General features: G+C 56.1%; 19 protein-coding genes. 17 read left to right on the top strand and 2 right to left on the bottom strand.

Translation table 11 applies throughout. The features are described from left to right. Nucleotides 1-74 precede the first annotated feature (74 nt). The 11 genes from trmJ to sseB all read left to right on the top strand — a co-directional run bounded on the left by trmJ (nt 75) and on the right by sseB (nt 8,668). Nucleotides 75-803, top strand: coding sequence for a tRNA (cytosine(32)/uridine(32)-2'-O)-methyltransferase TrmJ (trmJ, locus tag ACQE3Z_RS00690; protein ID WP_085070692.1), 729 nt, complete (start codon nt 75-77; stop codon nt 801-803). Nucleotides 804-943: 140 nt separating this feature from the next. Then, nucleotides 944-1,438 (top strand): Fe-S cluster assembly transcriptional regulator IscR, encoded by a 495-nt coding sequence (gene iscR, locus ACQE3Z_RS00695; RefSeq protein WP_103060084.1) that lies wholly within the window; start codon nt 944-946, stop codon nt 1,436-1,438. A gap of 39 nt (nt 1,439-1,477) precedes the next feature. Beyond that, nucleotides 1,478-2,692: an IscS subfamily cysteine desulfurase gene (locus ACQE3Z_RS00700; protein WP_250650602.1), complete on the top strand. Its 1,215-nt coding sequence runs from the start codon at nt 1,478-1,480 to the stop codon at nt 2,690-2,692. A gap of 24 nt (nt 2,693-2,716) precedes the next feature. Beyond that, a complete protein-coding gene (gene iscU, locus ACQE3Z_RS00705; RefSeq protein ID WP_103060082.1) occupies nt 2,717-3,103 on the top strand; it encodes a Fe-S cluster assembly scaffold IscU in 387 nt (128 codons plus the stop codon). A gap of 9 nt (nt 3,104-3,112) precedes the next feature. Continuing rightward, on the top strand, nt 3,113-3,436 hold the full coding sequence (gene iscA / locus ACQE3Z_RS00710; protein WP_085070700.1) for an iron-sulfur cluster assembly protein IscA: 324 nt from the start codon (nt 3,113-3,115) through the stop codon (nt 3,434-3,436). 82 nt (nt 3,437-3,518) lie between these two features. Continuing rightward, on the top strand, nt 3,519-4,037 hold the full coding sequence (hscB, locus tag ACQE3Z_RS00715) for a co-chaperone HscB (protein WP_426971644.1): 519 nt from the start codon (nt 3,519-3,521) through the stop codon (nt 4,035-4,037). A gap of 14 nt (nt 4,038-4,051) precedes the next feature. Further along, the gene (gene hscA / locus ACQE3Z_RS00720; RefSeq protein WP_426971645.1) at nt 4,052-5,902 is read left to right on the top strand and encodes a Fe-S protein assembly chaperone HscA; all 1,851 of its coding nucleotides are present in this window, start codon (nt 4,052-4,054) and stop codon (nt 5,900-5,902) included. Between the two features lie 3 nt (nt 5,903-5,905). Beyond that, nucleotides 5,906-6,241, top strand: coding sequence for an ISC system 2Fe-2S type ferredoxin (fdx, locus tag ACQE3Z_RS00725; RefSeq protein WP_085070706.1), 336 nt, complete (start codon nt 5,906-5,908; stop codon nt 6,239-6,241). Nucleotides 6,242-6,293: 52 nt separating this feature from the next. After that, entirely contained in the window at nt 6,294-6,494 is a 201-nt protein-coding gene (gene iscX / locus ACQE3Z_RS00730; protein ID WP_085070708.1) for a Fe-S cluster assembly protein IscX, read from the top strand. Between the two features lie 48 nt (nt 6,495-6,542). Continuing rightward, nucleotides 6,543-7,829: an aminopeptidase PepB gene (pepB, locus tag ACQE3Z_RS00735; RefSeq protein ID WP_426971646.1), complete on the top strand. Its 1,287-nt coding sequence runs from the start codon at nt 6,543-6,545 to the stop codon at nt 7,827-7,829. A 59-nt stretch (nt 7,830-7,888) separates the two neighbouring features. Next, nucleotides 7,889-8,668, top strand: a complete 780-nt coding sequence (gene sseB, locus ACQE3Z_RS00740; protein ID WP_426971648.1) for an enhanced serine sensitivity protein SseB — start codon at nt 7,889-7,891, stop codon at nt 8,666-8,668. Between the two features lie 95 nt (nt 8,669-8,763). Here the strand turns inward: sseB and sseA are convergent, their stop codons facing one another. Together sseA and ACQE3Z_RS00750 are read right to left on the bottom strand one after the other, a co-directional pair. Continuing rightward, on the bottom strand, nt 8,764-9,612 hold the full coding sequence (gene sseA / locus ACQE3Z_RS00745) for a 3-mercaptopyruvate sulfurtransferase (RefSeq protein ID WP_426971650.1): 849 nt from the start codon (nt 9,610-9,612) through the stop codon (nt 8,764-8,766). A 55-nt stretch (nt 9,613-9,667) separates the two neighbouring features. Next, nucleotides 9,668-9,922, bottom strand: coding sequence for a hypothetical protein (locus ACQE3Z_RS00750; protein WP_250650597.1), 255 nt, complete (start codon nt 9,920-9,922; stop codon nt 9,668-9,670). A 9-nt stretch (nt 9,923-9,931) separates the two neighbouring features. Here ACQE3Z_RS00750 and ACQE3Z_RS00755 point away from each other — a divergent pair, with 9 nt between their 5' ends. From ACQE3Z_RS00755 to rodZ, 6 genes are all read left to right on the top strand, one after another. Then, entirely contained in the window at nt 9,932-14,902 is a 4,971-nt protein-coding gene (locus tag ACQE3Z_RS00755; protein WP_426971651.1) for an alpha-2-macroglobulin family protein, read from the top strand. Nucleotides 14,903-14,936: 34 nt separating this feature from the next. Continuing rightward, the gene (pbpC, locus tag ACQE3Z_RS00760) at nt 14,937-17,261 is read left to right on the top strand and encodes a peptidoglycan glycosyltransferase PbpC (protein WP_426971653.1); all 2,325 of its coding nucleotides are present in this window, start codon (nt 14,937-14,939) and stop codon (nt 17,259-17,261) included. 185 nt (nt 17,262-17,446) lie between these two features. Further along, a complete protein-coding gene (gene ndk, locus ACQE3Z_RS00765) occupies nt 17,447-17,878 on the top strand; it encodes a nucleoside-diphosphate kinase (RefSeq protein WP_038624703.1) in 432 nt (143 codons plus the stop codon). Nucleotides 17,879-18,062: 184 nt separating this feature from the next. Further along, the gene (locus tag ACQE3Z_RS00770) at nt 18,063-19,232 is read left to right on the top strand and encodes a bifunctional tRNA (adenosine(37)-C2)-methyltransferase TrmG/ribosomal RNA large subunit methyltransferase RlmN (RefSeq protein WP_085070716.1); all 1,170 of its coding nucleotides are present in this window, start codon (nt 18,063-18,065) and stop codon (nt 19,230-19,232) included. Nucleotides 19,233-19,326: 94 nt separating this feature from the next. Further along, complete coding sequence (pilW, locus tag ACQE3Z_RS00775; RefSeq protein WP_426971655.1) at nt 19,327-20,064, top strand: type IV pilus biogenesis/stability protein PilW; 738 nt, start codon at nt 19,327-19,329, stop codon at nt 20,062-20,064. Then, the gene (gene rodZ / locus ACQE3Z_RS00780; RefSeq protein ID WP_426971656.1) at nt 20,054-21,115 is read left to right on the top strand and encodes a cytoskeleton protein RodZ; all 1,062 of its coding nucleotides are present in this window, start codon (nt 20,054-20,056) and stop codon (nt 21,113-21,115) included. Before pilW ends, rodZ begins: the two co-directional genes overlap by 11 nt. The last annotated feature ends 3 nt before the right edge of the window (nt 21,116-21,118 follow it).

Here is a 21,118-nt window from a genome sequence, read left to right on the forward strand (position 1 = left end):
TAGCAGGGAGATCGGAAAATGTCCTGCATTTATGTTAGCATCAACAAATTATCTCACCGACCTCCTTGAGTTATATGCTGCAAAATATTCGTATTGTGCTGGTGGAAACCTCTCACACTGGCAATATGGGTTCCGTCGCCCGCGCGATGAAAACCATGGGGCTGACTAACCTTTATCTGGTTAATCCGCTGGTTAAGCCTGATTCGCAGGCCATCTCGCTCGCCGCAGGGGCCAGCGATGTGATTGGCGATGCGGTAATTGTCGAATCGCTGGATGAAGCGATTGCCGGCTGTAGTCTGGTGGTCGGCACCAGCGCCCGTTCGCGTACGCTGCCCTGGCCGATGCTGGATGCGCGCGAGTGCGGCGTCAAATGTGTGGAAGAGGGCGCGCAGGCGCCGGTTGCCATCGTATTTGGTCGTGAACGCGTCGGCCTGACCAATGACGAACTGCAAAAATGTCACTATCACGTAGCGATCCCGGCTAACCCCGACTACAGCTCACTGAATCTGGCGATGGCCGTACAGATCCTGGCGTATGAAGTGCGCATGGCTTTCCTGCAAAGCGATCGTGTAGAGCAGCCGCAGTATGAAGAGAGCCCCTATCCGCTTGTCGACGATCTGGAGCGCTTTTATCAGCATATGGAGCAGATGATGGTGACCAGCGGCTTTATTCGCCCGTCGAATCCGGGGCAGGTAATGAGCAAGCTGCGCCGCCTTTATACGCGTGCCCGCCCGGAGCGTGACGAGCTAAATATTCTGCGCGGCATGCTTGCCTCTTTTGAGAAAAAGCGCGGCGAAAATTAAGCATTGCCAGAGTACAAACGCAGCGGCTAATACTTGAGTGTTTTACCAGGTTAAATAGTTGACCAAAACACTCGGGAATGTCAGACTTGAGACCATCATATATCACTCCGAAACAGGGTATAACTGAGGGTCGCCAAGCTATGAGACTGACATCAAAAGGCCGTTACGCCGTTACTGCGATGCTTGACGTTGCACTGCACTCACATGAAGGGCCGGTGCCGCTGGCCGATATTTCAGAGCGACAGGGGATCTCTCTCTCTTACCTTGAGCAGCTCTTTTCGCGCCTGCGTAAAAATGGCCTGGTGGCCAGCGTACGCGGACCGGGCGGTGGATATCTGCTGGGCAAAAGCGCGGCTGAAATCGCCGTTGGCGCGGTGATCACCGCTGTCGATGAGTCGGTTGACGCGACGCGCTGCCAGGGGAAAGAGGGCTGCCAGGGCGGCGAGCGCTGCCTGACTCACGTCCTGTGGCACGATTTAAGCGAGCGTATCAGCGATTTTCTCAACAACATTACGCTGGCTGAGCTGGTGAATAATAAAGAGATCCTTGATATAGCCGATCGTCAGAATAACGAAACGCGCCGTATGGCGAATGGCCGCACGCAGGAGACCATTAATATAAATCTGCGGGCCTGATAATTTTTGATTTGAAGCGATGTACGGAGCTTAAGAGCAATGAAATTACCGATTTACCTGGATTATTCCGCTACCACGCCGGCCGATCCGCGTGTGGCGGAAAAAATGATGCAGTATCTTACTCTGGACGGCACCTTCGGTAACCCGGCCTCCCGTTCCCACCGTTTTGGCTGGCAGTCGGAAGAGGCAGTTGATATTGCGCGCAACCAGATCGCCGAGCTGGTAGGGGCTGACCCGCGTGAAATCGTGTTTACCTCTGGCGCGACCGAGTCTGACAACCTGGCTATCAAAGGCGCCGCCCAGTTTTATCAGAAAAAAGGCAAGCACATCATTACCAGCAAAACCGAACATAAAGCGGTGCTGGATACCTGTCGCCAGTTAGAGCGCGAAGGCTTTGAAGTGACTTATCTCGCGCCGCAGAGCAACGGCATTATCGATCTGCAGCAACTGGAAGCGGCGATGCGTGACGATACCGTTCTGGTTTCCATCATGCATGTTAATAACGAAATCGGCGTGGTGCAGGATATCGCGACCATCGGTGAGATGTGCCGCGCGCGCGGGATCATTTACCACGTTGATGCCACGCAAAGCGTTGGCAAACTGCCGATCGACCTCAGCCAGCTGAAAGTGGATCTGATGTCGTTCTCCGCGCACAAAATCTACGGTCCGAAAGGCATCGGCGCGCTTTACGTACGTCGCAAGCCGCGTATTCGTCTGGAAGCGCAAATCCACGGCGGCGGTCACGAACGCGGTATGCGTTCCGGTACTCTGCCGGTGCATCAGATTGTCGGCATGGGCGAAGCTTACCGTATCGCGAAACAAGAGATGGAAAGCGAAATGGCGCGCCTGCGCACGCTGCGTAACCGTCTGTGGGATGGCCTGAAAGATATCGAAGAAGTCTATCTTAACGGCGATCTGGAGCAGGGCGTACCGAACATTCTGAACGTCAGCTTCAACTATGTAGAAGGCGAGTCGCTGATCATGGCGCTGAAAGATCTGGCGGTTTCCTCTGGCTCCGCCTGTACTTCCGCCAGCCTGGAACCTTCTTACGTGCTGCGCGCGCTCGGTATGAGCGACGAGCTGGCACACAGTTCAATCCGTTTCTCCCTTGGCCGCTTCACGACTGAAGAAGAGATTGATTACACCATTGCGCTGGTGCGCAAATCCATTGGCCGACTGCGCGAGCTTTCTCCACTGTGGGAAATGTTTAAAGCGGGCGTGGATTTGAACAGCATCGAATGGGCGCATCATTAATTTCAGGTTTCAGGAGAACAGATCATGGCTTACAGCGAAAAAGTAATCGATCATTACGAAAATCCACGCAACGTGGGATCTTTTGACAACAGCGATCCCTCTATCGGCAGCGGCATGGTCGGCGCACCGGCGTGCGGCGACGTTATGAAGCTGCAAATCAAGGTAAGCGACAGCGGCATTATTGAAGATGCGCGTTTCAAAACCTACGGTTGCGGTTCCGCTATCGCTTCCAGCTCGCTGATTACCGAATGGGTAAAAGGCAAGTCGCTTGATGAAGCCGCTGCGATTAAAAATACTCAGATCGCCGAAGAGCTGGAACTGCCGCCGGTGAAAATTCACTGCTCAATCCTGGCTGAAGACGCCATCAAGGCCGCCATCGCGGATTACAAGAGCAAGAAAGACGCACAGTAAGGGGGATTTATGTCTATTACCCTGAGCGACAGCGCGGCTTCCCGCGTAAGCAACTTTTTGCATAACCGTGGTAAAGGCTTTGGCTTACGTCTTGGCGTACGTACCTCTGGCTGTTCCGGCATGGCCTACGTGCTGGAATTTGTTGATGCGCCCCAGCCCGAAGATACCGTTTTCGAAGATAAAGGCGTTAACGTGGTTATCGATGCGAAAAGCCTGGTTTATCTCGATGGGACCGAGCTTGATTTCGTGAAGGAAGGCCTGAACGAAGGGTTCAGGTTCAATAACCCGAACATGAAAGATGAATGCGGCTGCGGAGAAAGCTTCAACGTTTAGCGTTGGCGCAGCAGCAGAATAAATCGCTCCGGGAACGGGGCGATTCTTTTTATGCATCCCTCTGTTATCAACTGAGTCTGCTATGGATTACTTCACTCTTTTTGGCCTGCCGCCCTCTTTTGAGATTGACACGGCAGAGCTCACCGCTCGTTTTCAGGCGCTGCAACGTCAGTTCCACCCCGATCGCTTCGCGTCACAGCCGGAGCGTGAACGCCTTCAGGCCTTACAGCAGGCCGCCACCATCAATCAAGGCTATCAGGCTCTGCGCCAGCCGCTGCCGCGCGCGGAATATCTGCTGTCGCTGCACGGTTTCGATATCAATAATGAACAGCATACGATGCGCGATACCGCCTTTCTGATGGAGCAGCTGGCGTTGCGGGAAGAGCTGGACGCGATAGAACAGGCGCCCGACGCCGAAGCGAAACTGCAAGCCTTTATGCAGCGGCTGGCAGCAATGATGCAGCAGCGCAGTCAGCAAATGCAGCAGGAACTGGCCGCTGCCCAGTGGGACGCGGCGGCAGATACGGTGCGCAAGCTGCGTTTTCTCGCTAAACTGCGCAGCCAGACAGAACAGCTGGAAGAGAAGCTGCTCGATTTCTAACCGGGAAAACTAACATGGCGTTATTACAAATTAGCGAGCCGGGTCTGAGTGCTGCCCCGCACCAGCGTCGTCTGGCCGTGGGAATCGATCTGGGCACCACTAACTCTTTGGTCGCCACCGTGCGCAGCGGACAGGCAGAAACCCTGCCCGATGCGCAGGGTCGTCACCTTTTGCCTTCGGTGGTGTGGTATCAGGCGCAGCAAAATTGCGTAGGATGGGAAGCGCGCCAGCAGGCGGCAACCGATCCGGTGAATACCATTAGTTCGGTTAAGCGTTTGATGGGCCGTTCGCTGGCCGATATTCAACAGCGTTATCCTCATCTTCCCTATCAACTGCTGCCCAGTGAAAACGGTCTGCCGATGATCCAGACGGCAGCGGGCATGGTGAATCCGGTACGCGTTTCTGCCGATATTCTGCAGGCGCTGGCCGAGCGTGCGCGTGAAAGCCTGCAGGGCGAGCTGGACGGCGTGGTAATTACCGTTCCCGCCTATTTCGATGATGCACAGCGTCAGGGGACCAAAGACGCCGCTCGTCTGGCGGGGTTAAAGGTGCTGCGTCTGCTGAACGAACCCACTGCGGCAGCGATCGCCTATGGCCTGGATTCAGGTCAGGAAGGGGTGATTGCGGTTTACGATCTTGGCGGCGGCACTTTCGATATTTCCGTGCTGCGCCTGAGCCGTGGCGTGTTTGAGGTGCTGGCGACCGGCGGCGATTCAGCGCTGGGCGGCGATGATTTCGACCATCTGCTGGCCGACTGGCTGCGTGAGCAGGCCGGGCTGCACGATCGTGGCGATCACAGCGTACAGCGGCAGCTGCTGGATAAGGCCATCGCCGCCAAAATCGCGCTGAGCGAACATGAGAGCGTTGCCGTAACGCTGGGCGAGTGGCAGGGCACGGTTACGCGCGCTGATTTCGATAACCTGATCGCCGGGCTGGTGAAGCGGACGCTGCTCTCCTGCCGCCGGGCGCTGAAAGATGCTGATGTCACGCCGGAAGAGGTGCTGGAAGTGGTGATGGTGGGCGGCTCGACGCGTGTCCCGCTGGTGCGTGAAAAGGTTGGCGAATTTTTTGGTCGTCAGCCGTTAACCACCATCGATCCGGATAAAGTGGTGGCCATCGGGGCGGCGATTCAGGCTGATATTCTGGCAGGTAACAAACCGGACAGCGATATGCTGCTGCTGGATGTGATCCCGCTCTCTTTAGGGCTGGAAACCATGGGCGGCCTGGTTGAGAAAATCATTCCGCGTAACACCACCATTCCGGTCGCGCGCGCCCAGGAATTTACCACCTTTAAAGATGGTCAAACGGCGATGAGCATGCATGTGCTGCAGGGCGAGCGTGAGCTGGTTGCCGATTGTCGTTCGCTGGCGCGTTTCGCGCTGCGCAATATTCCGGCCATGCCCGCTGGTGGTGCGCATATTCGTGTAACCTTTCAGGTGGATGCGGATGGGCTGCTGAGCGTGACGGCGATGGAAAAATCCACCGGCGTAGAAGCTTCGATTCAGGTTAAGCCCTCGTATGGACTGACCGAAAACGAAATTGCCAGCATGATTACCGACTCTATGGCCTATGCGCAGCAGGATGTGGCGGCGCGTAAGCTGGCCGAGCAGAAGGTTGAAGGCCTGCGGGTGCTGGAAAGCCTGGTCGGCGCGCTGGCGGAAGATGCCGCATTGCTGAGCGCAGATGAGTTACAGAAGATTCAACAGGCGCAGCAGCAGCTGCAGGAAACACTCCGCGCCGAAGAGGCCGATGCCATCAGCGCGGCGGTAAAACAACTTGATAAAGTAACCCAGGATTTTGCCGCCCGTCGTATGGACAACTCAGTCCGTCGCGCGCTGGCCGGTCATTCTGTGGATGAGGTTTGATCAATGCCGAAGATTGTCTTTTTACCCCATAAGGACCTGCTGCCGGAAGGTGGCGTATTTGACGCCGCACAGGGCGATACTATTCTTGACGTCGCGCTGCGCAACGGCATTGAGCTTGAGCATGCCTGTGAAAAATCCTGTGCCTGCACCACCTGCCACTGCATCGTGCGTGAAGGATTCGATTCACTGCCGGAAAGCAGCGAAGATGAAGATGATATGCTGGATAAAGCCTGGGGACTGGAGCCGGAAAGCCGTCTCAGCTGCCAGGCGCGCGTAACGGATGAAGACCTGGTAGTGGAGCTTCCACGCTATACCATCAACCACGCACGCGAACATTAATCATTACGCGGGCCGGCCTTAAAGCCGGCCCGTTTTCGTCTGAGGAGAAATTGTGGGACTGAAATGGACCGACAGCCGTGAAATCGGCGAAGCCTTGTACGATGCTTATCCTGATACCGACCCAAAAACGGTACGCTTTACCGATATGCATCAATGGATTTGTCAGCTGGAAGGGTTTGATGATAATCCTGATGCATCCAGTGAAAAAATTCTTGAAGCGATACTGCTGGTTTGGCTGGATGAGTTTGAGTAACTCCGGCAGCTTCATTCTCGTTTCAGAAAAATATAAAGGGACACAAAAATGACCACTGAAAAGATGAATATCGCGCTGTCGACCACGGCTGCGGATGCACGTTGGGGCGAAAAAGCGATCCTCAGCAGCAACCAGGAAGGGATGACAATCCACCTGAACGGCAGCGATGCGCTGGCAACCATTCAGCGCGCCGCGCGTAAAATTGACGGTCAGGGCATTCGCCATGTGACGTTGAGCGGCGACGGCTGGGATTTGGAAAAAAGCTGGGCGTTTTGGCAAGGCTATCGCGGGCCAAAAGGCGAACGCAGCGTTGACTGGGCACCGCTCAGCGACAGCGATCGCCAGGAGCTGGAGCGCCGTCTGAACATCATCGACTGGGTGCGCAATGTGATTAACCAGCCGGCTGAAGAGCTGGGCCCGGAGCAACTGGCGCGGCGCGCGGTTGATCTGATCAGCAAATATGCCGGCGATGCGGTGAGTTACCGTATCACCAAGGGTGAAGATCTGCGCGAGCAAAACTATATGGGTTTGCATACCGTGGGCCGTGGCTCGTCGCGCAGTCCGGTCCTGCTGGCGCTCGATTATAATCCGGGCGGTGACGAAAATACCCCGGTTTACGCCTGTCTGGTAGGCAAAGGCATTACCTTTGATACCGGCGGCTACAGTCTGAAGCAAAGCGCCTTTATGGACTCCATGAAGTCCGATATGGGCGGCGCAGCAACCGTTACCGGCGCGTTAGGGCTGGCGATTGCGCGCGGCCTGAAAAAACGCGTAAAACTCTATCTTTGCTGTGCAGACAATATGGTGAGCGGCAACGCTTTCCGCCTGGGCGATATTATTCGCTACCGCAACGGCAAAACCGTTGAGGTCATGAATACCGATGCGGAAGGGCGTCTGGTTCTGGCGGATGGCCTGATTGATGCCAGCCAGCAGCAGCCGGAGCTGCTTATTGATGCGGCTACGCTGACCGGCGCTGCAAAAACCGCGCTGGGCAACGATTATCACGCGCTGTTTACCTTTGACGATCGGCTGGCGCAGGAGCTGTTAAACAGCGCCGCCAGCGAAAACGAAGCGTTCTGGCGTCTGCCGCTGGCGGAGTTCCATCGGACTCATCTGTCATCCAACTTTGCCGATCTGAACAATATTGCCGGTGCGGCACATACCGCAGGCGCAAGTACGGCCGCTGCGTTCCTGTCGCATTTTGTCAGTAACTATCAGCAGGGCTGGCTGCATATTGATTGTTCCGCTACCTATCGTAAAGGCGCGGTTGAACAGTGGGCAGCCGGTGCGACCGGGCTTGGCGTGCGCACCATCGCTAATCTGCTGCTGAAATAAGCGCCTGGGGCCAGCCTGGTTCTGGCCCCGTTAAACAAGACAGAAAGAGCATGAATCACATGGAAACAAACGCTAACGCACGTCTGGAAAAGGTGCTGGAACTGGCGGCGACCGAGCCTGCGCATCGGCCAGAGTTTTTTACCCTGCTGATGGAAGCCAGCGTTTGGGTGCCGGGCAGCAGCACTGATGAAAAGCTGGATGCCAGCACGCCGGTAGAGCTACAGCACTGGGAAAAGGAAGATGGCACCAGCGTGATTCCTTTTTTTACCTCCGAAGCGGCGATGGCGGAAGCGACAGAGGGCGAACAGTCTTATGTCATACTGCCGGTACGCACGCTGTTTGAGATGACGCAGGGCGAAACGCTGTTTCTTAATCCCAAACTGCCAGCGGGGAAAGAGTTCTCTCCACGCGAGATTGCTCATCTGCTGGGGGAAGAGGGCGATGCGCTAAGCCAGCAAACGGTGCTGGAGGGCGGTACGCCGCTGCTGCTATCGGAAGTTGCCGAGCCGCCTGCGCAGATGATCGATTCTTTAACGCAGCTGTTAAGCAAATATAAGCAGGTGCGCCGGGCGTTTGTTGCGCATATCAAAGAGCAGGCAGACGATCGACCTAATCTGCTGATCGCTATTGAGGCGGATGAGGATATCGATAAGATCATTCGCGCTGTAGGGGCGGTCGCCACCGATACGTTGATGGATGATGAGCCGGTGGATATCTGCCAAATCGTCGAAGGCGAGAAGGGCATCAGCCATTTCTTCACGGCGCACATTACGCCGTTTTATGAACGACGCTGGGGAAGTTTCCTGCGTGAGTTCAAAGGCGGCCAGCGCATTATCTAAGTTGGCTTCGCCGCCGCGCAGAGCGTATGAATGATTAAAGGGTCGCCTGGCGACCCTTCTTTATTGTGGCGATGCCTTACCCCAGGCCGCGGCGCTTAGTGCGACGTGGCAACAGGCAGATCGTCGCGGCTGCCCCATTCGCTCCATGAACCGTCATACAGTTTAACCTCTTTGATACCCAGCGCTGCTAGCGCCAGGATAGCGACCGCCGCCGTGACGCCAGAACCGCAGCTGGCTACGATAGGCTGGGTTAAGTCTACGCCCTGACGCTGAAAAATGGCGCGTAGCTCCGCTTCCGGCTTCAGTTGACCGTTCATCACCAACTCACCCCAGGGGACATTCCTGCTGCCGGGGATATGGCCGCGACGCAGGCCTGGACGCGGCTCGTCAACTTCGCCTGCGAAGCGATTGGCCGGGCGCGCATCAATCAGCTGCGCGGTGCCTTCATGGCTGATCAACAGCACGTCAGTAACGCTTTTCACCAACTGCGGATCGTAGTGTGCTTCAAACTCCGCTTCCGGCAGATCGACATCGCCGGTTTGCAGCGCATAGCCAGCCTGCTTCCAGCCTGCCAGGCCGCCCGCCAGCAGTGAAACCCGTTCAACGCCGAAGGCGCGCAGCATCCACCAGGCGCGTGGCGCTGAAAACAGATTGCCCTCATCATATACCACCAGATGTTTTGTGCTGTCGATGCCCAGCTCTCGCATCGCCACCGCAAAAGTTTCCGGACGCGGCATCATATGCGGATAAGGGCTGTTACGATCGGAGAGCTGCTCAATATCAAAAAAAGGCGCATTGGGCAGGTGTCCCGCCGCGTATTCGGCATGCATATCCCGTAAGTGCTCCTGACCCGCAGGCGCCATACGCGCGTCGATAATCTGCAAATCTGCATCGTTCTGATGTTCAGCTAACCACTGAGCGGTTACAAAGAGAGCGGATGTCATAACAACCTCAATATCCAATGATGTGCTGTGAGTGTCGACGATCTCGCAGCCCAGCTCAAGGCCCAATCTTTGATGCTGCGTTCATGATTACAGATTCGGAAAAGCAGCCGCAAAAAGCGAAATATTTTTCCTCAGGGTTACATTTGTTTTGCGGCACTCGCCGCAATAACCTCTCTTCGTCACGATAAGCGCTTGCCAGAATTTGTAAACAGAGCAATAAGGTGCTGCGCAGGAAATTATTCAGGCTTGTTAAATTTTCTCTCTGTTCAGGCGATAATGCCGCTCTGATTTTACAAGGCACTTTTGCCATGGAGTAACTATGTCCCGGTTAAGGTATAAAGCTGGCGCCGCCTGGCTGCTGTCGCTAATGCTGCTGAGCGGCTGTGATGATAACAATTCCGATACGCCGTTGAAGGCCGCCGCCAGTCAACCAACGGCCACAGCCAGGAGCAGCGCAACTGAGCTCAGCGCTGAACAGCGGGCCGCACAGCAGGCGCGAGAGCAGGGCAAGCCGCTGCAGGTTATCGATATTTCAGAAGTGCAGCTCGACGGCGCCGGCACGCTGGTGGTGACCTTTTCCGTTTCGTTGAATGAGCAGCAAAACTTTAATCAATATGCTCATATCGCAGACAGCAAAAGCGGCGCACTGGAGGGCGGCTGGGAGCTTTCACCTAACCGTAAAGAGCTGCGTTTTCGTCATCTGGAACCAGCAAGAGAACTCAAGGTGCGTGTTGATAGCGGGCTGAAAGCCGCTAACGGCGCCACGCTGGAAAAAGCGGCGGAACAGATGCTGACCACGCGTGATATACAGCCGATGGTAGGGTTCGCCAGCCGTGGATCGCTGTTGCCGACGCGCATCACAACGGGGCTGCCGGTAATGGCGCTTAACGTCAATCAGGTGGATGTTGATTTCTTCCGCATTAAAATGGCCTCCCTGCCGGCGTTTATTGCCGACTGGCAGTATGGCAACAGCCTGCAAACCTGGCAGTCTGAATCGCTGCTGCAAAAGGCGGATCTGGTTTATACCGGACGTTTTGATTTGAACCCGGCACGCAATACGCGCGAACAGCTCCAGTTGCCGCTGGGGGATATTAAGCCGCTGTCGCAGTCAGGCGTCTATCTGGCCGTTATGAAGCAGGCGGGAACTTACAGCTACACCAATGCCGCTACGCTCTTCACGCTCAGCGATATTAGCCTCTCGCTGCATCAGTTCCCACAGCGAGTAGATCTCTTTAGCCAGCGGCTGGAGGATGGCGCGTCGCTGGATGGCGTGGCTCTGAGCATGCTGGATGAAAAAGGGCATATCTTAAGCCAGGCCACCACCGATGATCAGGGGCATGCGACACTGCCCTGGCAGGCCAAAGCGAAGTTGATCCTCGCAACCAAAAACGATCAAACGTCGCTGATCGATCTTAGTCGCCCGGCGCTGGATCTGGCGGAGTTTGCCGTTGCCGGGCCTGAAGGCTATGACAAACAGCTGTTTATTTTCGGGCCGCGCGATCTCTACCGCCCAGGCGAGACGCTGATCGCTAATGCGCTGATGCGCGACGCGGATGGCAAACCGCTGCCACCGCAGCCGGTAAAGTTAGATATTGTGAAGCCGGATGGTGACACGGCACGCACCCTGACCTGGCAGCCGGAAAACGGCCTGTGGCAGCTGCGTTATCCGTTACCAAAAGATGCGCCGACCGGGCGCTGGATGCTACGGGTGGATGCGGGCGATGGCCGTCCGCGTCAGTGGCCGTTTAGCGTCGAAGATTTTATGCCGGAGCGCATGGCGCTCAGCCTGACAGCCAGCGATCGGCCTGTATCACCAACCAGCGATATCAACTTTCACGTCAGCGGACGTTATCTGTATGGCGCGCCGGCTGCAGGCAATCGCCTGCAGGGGCAGCTGTTTTTGCGTCCCGATCGCGAAGCGGTGAAAAGCCTGCCTGGCTATCAGTTCGGCGATATTAATGAGCAGGGGCTGAAGCGCAATCTGGATGAAATCGATTTGACGCTGGATACGCAGGGCAAGGCGTCGGTCGCCGCGCCTGCCTCCTGGCAGGAAATAGCTTCGCCAGCTCGTCTTATTCTGCAGGCCAGCCTGCTGGAAAGCGGTGGGCGTCCGGTTACACGTCGCGTTAGCCAGGCGATCTGGCCTGCCGAGGTGCTGCCGGGCATCCGCCCATTATTTGCCAGTAAAGAGGTTTATGATTACCGCAACGACACCACCCTCATGCAGCCGGTTGTCGATGAGAACAGCAGCGCAGAATTCAGCATTGTGCTGGCTAATGCGCGCGGCGAAAAAATAACCGATCAGCAGGTTGAAGTACGGCTGATCCGTGAACGACGTGACTATTACTGGAGTTTCGCCGAAGGCGATGGCTGGCAGTCACGTTATGATCAAAAAGATCTGGTTGAAGAGACGCGCCAGATAACGCTTAGCGCTGAAGGCGAGGCCAGAGTCGCTTTCCCGGTAGAGTGGGGCTCATATCGAATCGAAGCGGTTGCGCCTGACAGTGAGCGCCGCAGTAGCATACGTTTTTGGGCAGGCTACAGCTGGCAGGATAATACTGATGGCACCGGCGCGGTGCGGCCCGATCAGGTGAAACTCAAGCTGGATAAAGCCAACTATCAGCCGGGCGACAGGGCGATGGTACAGATAGAAGCGCCTGCTGCAGGCAAAGGCTATCTGCTGGTGGAGTCAAGTGGCGGTCCGCTCTGGTGGCAAACAGTCGATGTACCTGCCGGGGGCATCCAGGTGGCGGTTCCTGTCGATAAGGCGTGGCGTCGTCACGACCTTTACTTCAGCGCGCTGGTTATTCGTCCCGGAGATAAAGCGCAGGGCATTACGCCGAAGCGCGCCGTAGGAATTTTACATTTACCGATGCAGGACGAGGCGCGCCGACTGAATCTGACGCTAACGGCGCCGCAAAAAATACGACCGAACCAAAACCTCACGATAAAGGTAAAGGCATCGAGCGCAGGCGGTGATATGCCAAAGCAGGTGCAGGTACTGTTGTCAGCTGTTGATAGCGGTGTATTGAACATTACTGACTATAAAACGCCCGATCCTTACGCCGCCTTCTTTGGGCGTAAGCGCTATAACGCCGATCAGTATGATGTCTATGGACAGCTAATCGAAGGGCAGGGGCGGCTGGCCGCGTTGCGCTTCGGTGGAGATGGCGATGAAGGCGATCCTTTAAAGCGCGGCGGGCAACAGCCGGTTAATCATGTCAATATTCTGGCTACACAGCTTCAGCCGGTTACGCTGGATGCCAACGGCGAGGGCACCATTACGCTGCCGATACCGGAGTTTAACGGGGAGATGCGGCTGATGGCGCAGGCATGGAGCGAGGATCGCTTCGGCCAGAGTGAAAGCACCGTGGTGGTTGCCGCGCCGTTAATTACTCAAATGGCATCGCCGCGCTTTCTGGCTGGCGGAGACAGCAGCCGTCTGGCGCTGGATATCACCAACCTCACAGAAAGGCCGCAAACATTGACAGTTAACCTGCAGGCCAGTGGTCTGGTAACGCTGATGGATCCGTCGCCGCGCCAGATAAGCCTGCGTCCGGGAGAGCGCACCACGCTATTGGTGCCGGTCAGTGCCGCAATGGGTTATGGCGAAGGCAGTATTGAGGCTCTTATTACAGGCGTGGAAATTCCGGGCGAAAATGTGGCACCGGGTAAAGGCCGCTGGGTCCTTGGCGTACGGCCCGCCTGGCCCGCAGAGACGCGCAGTTTTAACGCTGTTATACGCCCCGGGACGCCGTGGCAGTTGCCTGCTGAAAACTTCAGCGGACTGGAGCCTGCGACAGTACAGAGCCAGTTGGCGCTGAGTGGCCGTCCGCCACTTAACATTGCACGTTATATCAGCGAGCTTTATGCCTGGCCTTACGGTTGCCTGGAGCAAACTATTAGCGGTTTGTGGCCCTCGCTATACACCAATCATAAAGAGTTGACGGCCCTGGGCATTAAAAGCGGTAGCGATAGCGAGCGACACGCGGCGATTGAAACCGGGATTGATCGTATCGGCCAGATGCAGCGCTATAACGGCGGCTTTGGTTTATGGGGTAAGGAGAGCGCCGAAGAATTCTGGCTTACTGCCTATGCGATGGATTTCCTGACGCGCGCAGGCGAGCAGGGCTATCATCCTGATAAAACGATCCTGGCCAAAGGCAATGAGCGTCTGCTGCGCTACCTGCAGGATGGCAATCAAATAGAGGTGTATTACAGCAATGATGCTGCGGCAACGCGCTTTAACGTGCAGTCTTACGCTGCGCTGGTTCTGGCACGTCAGCAAAAAGCGCCTCTGGGGGCATTGCGTGCGCTGTATGAACAGCGAGCACAGGCAAAATCGGGCCTGGCGCTGGTGCAGCTGGGCGTGGCGCTGAAGCTGATGGGCGATACGCCACGCGCCAACGCGCTGCTGGACCAGGGCATACATAGCGTGCGTCCCGCCCATTTTTACTGGCTGGAAGATTACGGCAGCCCGTTGCGTGACAGTGCGCAAATTGTCACCCTGCTGCGCGAGTATCAGTTACTGCCGGAAGCGCAGGACGATTTAATTATTGCTCTGGCGCAACAGCTTAACGGGAAGCAGTGGCTATCGACGCAGGAAAACAATGCGCTATTTCTTGCAGCACATACGCTGGAGCAAGATGAAAGCACGGTGTGGCAGGTAAGGCTCAATGAGCAGGAGGCGCTGATTAGCGGCAATAAAACCCGCATTCTGCCGCCTGGCGAGTCGCTGCTTGATGCTGGGATAACGGTAAACAGCCTGAGCGAGGCCCCGGTATATGGCCGCCTGGAGGTAGTCGGCTACCCGCAGATCCCGCCGCCGGCGTCCAGTCATAACCTTGCTGTGCGTCGTGAATATCTCGATCTCAATGGCAACCCCTTGTCTCTGACAGCAGTGAAAAGTGGCCAACTGATATTGGTGCATCTCACCGTCTCGGCTACCGATCGTGTGCCGGATGCGCTGGTTACCGATCTGCTTCCTGCGGGGCTGGAGCTGGAGAATCAGAACCTTGCCAGCGCCAGCGCCAGTCTGGGCGAAAGCGCGGCGAACGTGCAGGAGTTGATGAATGATATGCAGCAGGTCAGCATTAAGCACATGGAGTTTCGTGACGATCGCTTTGTTGCCGCTATTGATGTGGACAACTACCGGCCCGCTCAACTGCTCTATTTAGCGCGAGCGGTTACGCCAGGTAACTATCAGGTTCCGGCGCCGCAGGTGGAATCGATGTATGTGCCGCAGTGGCGCGCAACCGGTGAAACGCCGGCGCGGCTGACGGTTCGCTAACTGAGCGCCCGGGTAAAACCGGGCGTTATTTTTTATGAAATCTCTTTTACGCCCCGTAAAAATTGTGCTGGCAGGTCTGTTTTTTCTGCTGGCCCTGCTGTGGATGGCGGATCGTTTGTTTCCTTTACCGTTGCAGCAGGCCGCACCTGCCCGCCTGGTGGTAGCAGAAGATGGCACCCCGCTATGGCGCTTCGCTGATAAAAACGGCATCTGGCGTTATCCGGTCACGCCGGAAGAAGTCTCGCCCTGGTATCTGCAGGCGCTGCTGACTTATGAAGATCGCTGGTTCTGGCATCATCCGGGCATCAATCCATTAGCGCTTTTACGGGCAGCCTGGCAGGATCTACGCGGTGGTGAGATCGTCTCTGGCGGCAGCACCCTTACCATGCAGGTTGCGCGGTTGATCGATCCACAGCCGCGAACCTTTGCTGGCAAACTGCATCAGGCCTGGCGTGCATTGCAGCTGGAATGGCATCTCTCCAAGCGCGAAATATTAACGCTCTATTTGAACCGCGCGCCCTTTGGTGGAACGCTGGAGGGCGTGGGAGCAGCCAGCTGGAGCTGGTTGGGTAAGTCGCCTGCAGCGCTCACGCGCGGCGAAGCGGCGCTGTTGGCGGTATTGCCACAGGCGCCAAGCCGTTTACGCCCCGACCGCTGGCCTGAACGGGCACAGGCAGCACGCGATAAAGTGTTGTTACGTCTGGCAGACTATGGCGTTTGGCCACGGGCGGACGTTGAGGAAATAATGCAGGAGCCGGTGTGGCTTGCGCCGCGCCAGATGCCGCAGTTAGCGCCTTTGTTGGCGCGGCGGGTGTTGGCGTTATCAAAGCAGGGCAAAATCACCACCACCATCAATGCCTCGCTACAGCGGCAGATCGAAGCGTTAGCGCAGGGCTGGAAAGGATCGTTGCCGCCGCGTACCTCTATGGCGGTGCTGGTAGTGGATCATACTACGATGCAGGTGCGCGCCTGGATGGGTTCGGTCGATCTTAACGATGAGAGCCGCTTCGGTCATGTCGATATGATCGGCAGCGTACGATCGCCGGGATCGGTGCTGAAACCCTTTTTGTATGGGCTGGCGCTGGATGATGGCTTGATCGCCGCAGAGTCTTTGCTACAGGATGTGCCGCGCCGCTTTGGCGATTATCGACCCGGTAATTTTGATACCGGCTTTCATGGCCCGGTTAGCGCCAGCGAAGCGCTGGTTCGTTCGCTAAACCTGCCTGCGGTGCAGCTTCTGGAGGCTTATGGTCCGAAACGTCTGACTGCGGCGCTGCGTAATGCGGGCTTAACCCTGCGTTTTCCCGCTGCGGCAGAACCTAATCTGTCGCTGATTCTTGGCGGCACAGGTGCGCGCATGGAAGAGATTGTGGCGGCATATGGCGCTTTTGCCCGGCATGGCCAGGCGGCCCGTTTGCGTATGCTGGCCAGCGATCCCTTAATCGAACGGCCTTTGTTATCCCCTGGCGCGGCCTGGATTATACGACGCATTCTGGCGGGCGAAGCCCAGCCTCAGCCTGACGCCGCGTTGCCTGCGATAGCGCCGTTAGCCTGGAAAACCGGCACCAGCTATGGCTATCGTGACGCCTGGGCTATCGGGATCAATGCGCGTTATCTGATCGGGGTATGGGTTGGACGGCCTGATGGCACGCCGGTAGCCGGTCAGTTTGGTGCAGCAAGCGCTATTCCGGTTCTTAATCAGGTGCATCATCTGCTGATGGCCTCGCCGCAGCTGCGTGGGGCTGTGCTGCCTGCCGATCCGCGTCCCGCCAGCGTGAGTGCGTTAACGTTATGTTGGCCGGGCGGACAACCGTTGCCTGCAGGCGACAGCAACTGCCGTCAGCGACGACAAAGCTGGGTATTAAACGGCACCACGCCACCCACCTTGCTTGCCAACGGTCAGGAAGGGCTTTTCGGCCTGCAGCAAACCGTTTGGCTCAATGCGCAAGGAGAGCGGGTTGCAGCGGATTGCAGTGGCGCGCGGGCCCGGCGGGTAGCGCTTTGGCCCATGCCGCTGGAGCCGTGGCTGCTGCCCAACGAGCGGCGCGCGCAGCGTCTGCCGTTGCCCTCGGCCAGCTGTGCGCCAGCCCTGCAAAGTATCACGCCGCCGCTACTTTTAACCGGCATACGGGATGGGCAGATTCTGCATCGTCTGCCGGGAAAATCTGAATTATCGCTGAGCGTAACCACACAGGGAGGAGAAGGTACGGCGCGATGGTGGTTTCTTAATGGTGAAGTACTGAGCGCTGCCGACGGCAGTTTGACGCAGCGGTTGGTATTTAATCGTACGGGGCAATATCAGCTCAGCGTGCTGGATGCTGCTGGCCAGGTCGCCGCCGTCTCTTTTACTGTGGAATAAATTACGGTAGGGTCAGAATGAGCATTAATGAAGCAGCAACGCGAAAAGGATCATACTTTTTCTATAAATTGCTGATTCTGAGATAGGCAAGCTGGCTCTGCGCCCCTATAATCGGCGCCGTTTTCACAGGCCGGTATCAATATATTCACAACCGGCTTAACCTGGAAGTTAAGACAGAGGTCAAAATGACAGTAGAACGTACCTTTTCCATCGTAAAACCCAACGCGGTGGCAAAAAACGTAATTGGTGCAATTTATAACCGTTTCGAAGCCGCTGGTTTCAAAATTGTTGCTGCAAAAATGCTGCACCTGACCAAGGAGCAGGCGGAAGGTTTTTATGCCGAGCATAAAGGCAAACCTTTCTTCGACGGTCTGGTTGAGTTCATGACCTCCGGTCCGATCGTTGTTTCCGTACTGGAAGGCGAAAACGCCGTTCAGCGTCACCGCGATCTGATGGGTGCAACCAACCCGGCTAACGCGCTGGCTGGTACGCTGCGTGCTGATTACGCTGACAGCTTCACTGAAAACGCCACGCACGGTTCTGACTCTCTGGAGTCTGCTGCACGTGAAATCGCGTTCTTTTTCGGTGAAAACGAGATTTGCCCGCGTACCCGTTAATCACGGATGCGCCTGACCGCACAATGACAGTTACAAATTAATTGTCAGGTTAACCGGTCGTGCAATAGCTTCACGCTACAGTTATTTGTACAATAATGCGCCCTCATGAGTTTACTCAGCGAGGGCGCTTCTTTTTTATCCCTAACCAGGGCCATAACGTGTAATAACGAGGCCAGAGAAAATTATGTCCGAACACATTGTGACGCCGTCGTCCGCATCTCCCGTTGTTGTTTCCCCCAAAAGCGAAAAAATCAATCTGCTCGATCTTAATCGTCAGCAGATGCGCGAGTTTTTCCTTTCCCTTGGCGAAAAACCTTTCCGTGCCGATCAGGTTATGAAATGGATGTATCACTACTGCTGTGATGATTTCGATGAAATGACCGACATCAATAAGGTGCTGCGCAATAAGCTCAAGCAGTTAACCGAAATCCGTGCGCCGGAAGTCGCTGAAGAAAAACGCTCTGCCGATGGCACGATTAAATGGGCGATTCGCGTTGGCGATCAGCTGGTGGAAACGGTCTATATCCCGGAAGACGACCGCGCTACGCTGTGCGTTTCTTCCCAGGTTGGTTGTGCGCTGGAGTGTAAATTCTGTTCAACCGCACAGCAGGGCTTTAACCGCAACCTGCGCGTTTCTGAAATCATTGGCCAGGTATGGCGCGCCGCGAAAATTATTGGTGCCGCTAAAGTCACCGGCCAGCGGCCGATTACTAACGTCGTGATGATGGGCATGGGCGAGCCGCTGCTTAACCTGAATAATGTCGTCCCGGCGATGGAAATTATGCTGGATGATTTCGGCTTTGGCCTCTCCAAGCGTCGTGTCACGCTCTCCACTTCTGGCGTAGTGCCTGCGCTGGATAAGCTGGGCGATGTGATCGACGTCGCGCTGGCGATTTCGCTGCATGCGCCGAACGATACCATTCGTGACGAGATCGTGCCGATCAATAAAAAATATAATATTGAGACCTTCCTGGCTGCGGTGCGCCGTTACCTGGAAAAATCCAATGCTAATCAGGGTCGCGTTACGATTGAATATGTCATGCTGGATCATATTAACGACAGCACCGATAACGCCCATGAGCTGGCAGAGCTGCTGAAGGATACTCCATGTAAGATTAACCTGATCCCATGGAACCCCTTCCCGGGCGCGCCTTATGGCCGTAGTTCGAATAGCCGCGTCGATCGCTTTGCGAAAGTGCTGATGGGCTATGGTTTTACCACCATCGTTCGTAAAACCCGTGGTGACGATATTGATGCCGCCTGTGGTCAGCTGGCCGGTGATGTTATTGACCGCACCAAGCGTACGCTGCGCAAGAAAATGGCCGGTGAACAAATATCTGTGAAGGCGCTCTGAAACCGGACAAGTAAAGCCTTTTTCAGGCGTTACAGGCTGCCTGCCTTGCTGAGTTTGGCGTAACATACCAGACTTCATCACACAGGGAGGCGGTATGCGTAAAGGATTACCCTGCCTGATAGTATTAGCGACGCTGATGCTGACGGGCTGCAACGGACAAAAACAGCCCGGCACCAGCGGACAAATTCGCCTGCAGTTGGGGCTGATTTACCTCTCGCAGGGGGAATTGTCGGCGGCGCGGCGCAATTTGCAGCGGGCGTTGCAGGATGCGCCAAAAGATTATCGGGTACTGCTGGCGATGGCGCGTCTCTGTCAGCAGGAAAATGATAGTGCAATGGCGCACCATTATTTCCGAATGGCGCTGAAAAACGCACCAAAAAATGGTTATGTGCTTAACAATTACGGTGCGTTTCTTTGCGGTTTAGGGCAGTATGATGCGGCGCATCAACAATTTACTCTGGCTGCGGTGCAGGATTCTGCCGTAGCGAGGGCTGACAGTCAGGAACGCGCCGGTTATTGCTGGTTGCAGCAGAAGGAGTATGCATCTGCACGACAGATGCTCCTCCAGGCGCTGCAGAACGATCGGCACAAGGTGGATGCGTTACTGACTGAAGCTAAAAAGCATCTTGAAAAACATGAGCTTGAGCAAGCGCGGCTTTTGTTAGAGGTATATCATCACAGCGTGCCTGCGACAGCAGAAAGCCTGTGGTTGGAGATTCGTTTCGCTGCGCTGGAACAGCGGACCGTAGATAAAGCACGTTACGGTCAGCAACTGGCGCAAAATTTTCCACAATCGATACAGTACCAGCATTTTCTAGCTAATGAATACTGAAGCCACTCAAGATACAACAGCAGCAGCAAATTCCACAGGCACCCGCCTGCGCGCAGCCCGTGAGCAAATGGGGCTGACACAGCAAAACGTAGCTGAGCGCCTGTGCCTGAAACTTTCCACCGTGCGAAACATTGAAGAGGATAAAGCCCCCGCTGATTTAGCCTCAACCTTTTTACGTGGTTACATTCGCTCTTATGCGCGTCTGGTTCACGTCCCTGAAGAGGAGCTGCTGCCGATGATGGCGAAGCAGGCTCCGGTGCGTGCGGCAAAGGTCGAGCCGATGCAGAGCTTCTCGTTGGGCAAACGGCGTAAAAAACGTGACGGCTGGTTAATGATTTTTACCTGGCTGGTGGTTTTTGTCGTGGTGGGTTTGACCGGCGCCTGGTGGTGGCAGAACCATAAAGCCGCCCAGGACGATCTGGTCTCGCTCTCCGATCAGAGCAGTACCGCTGACGATAATAGCCAGTCGATTCCTTTAACCGACAGCGGCAGCATCGATAGTACGTCTCAGACAGCAACGCAACCTGAAAACCAGGGGACCAGCGTGCCGTTAAATGACGCCAACAATACCAGCAGCGCTGCGGCTAACACCGCCGCGCCCGGTACCAGCGCGCCAGCGCCAAATACCGCTGCGCCAGCTGCCGCAGCGCCAGCTGCCGCAGCGCCTACGGCAACCGCCAGCGCTGATAACGCGAATGCTGTCGTTTCCCCAAGTCAGGCGCCAGTTACCGAGCCCGCGCCTGTAACGCATAACGCTTCCCCTTTACCAACCAGTAGCGCCAGCGTTAGCCCGCCCGCCGCTGATGCAAATACGGTCGTACTGGATTTTAATGCCGACTGCTGGCTGGAAGTGACCGATGCGGCAGGTAAAAAACTGTTCAGCGGAATGCAACGTAGTGGTGGTAAACTCAGCCTCTCCGGTACGGCGCCTTATCGTCTGAAAATTGGCGCACCGGCAGCGGTACAGGTTCACTACCAGGGCCAGCCCGTTGATTTAAGTCGTTTTATTCGTACCAACCAGGTTGCCCGCTTGACGCTTGGGGCGCAGTAAGCC

It is taken from the genome of Pantoea sp. FN0307 (assembly GCF_050113815.1).
Taxonomy (GTDB): Bacteria; Pseudomonadota; Gammaproteobacteria; order Enterobacterales; family Enterobacteriaceae; genus Mixta; species Mixta alhagi.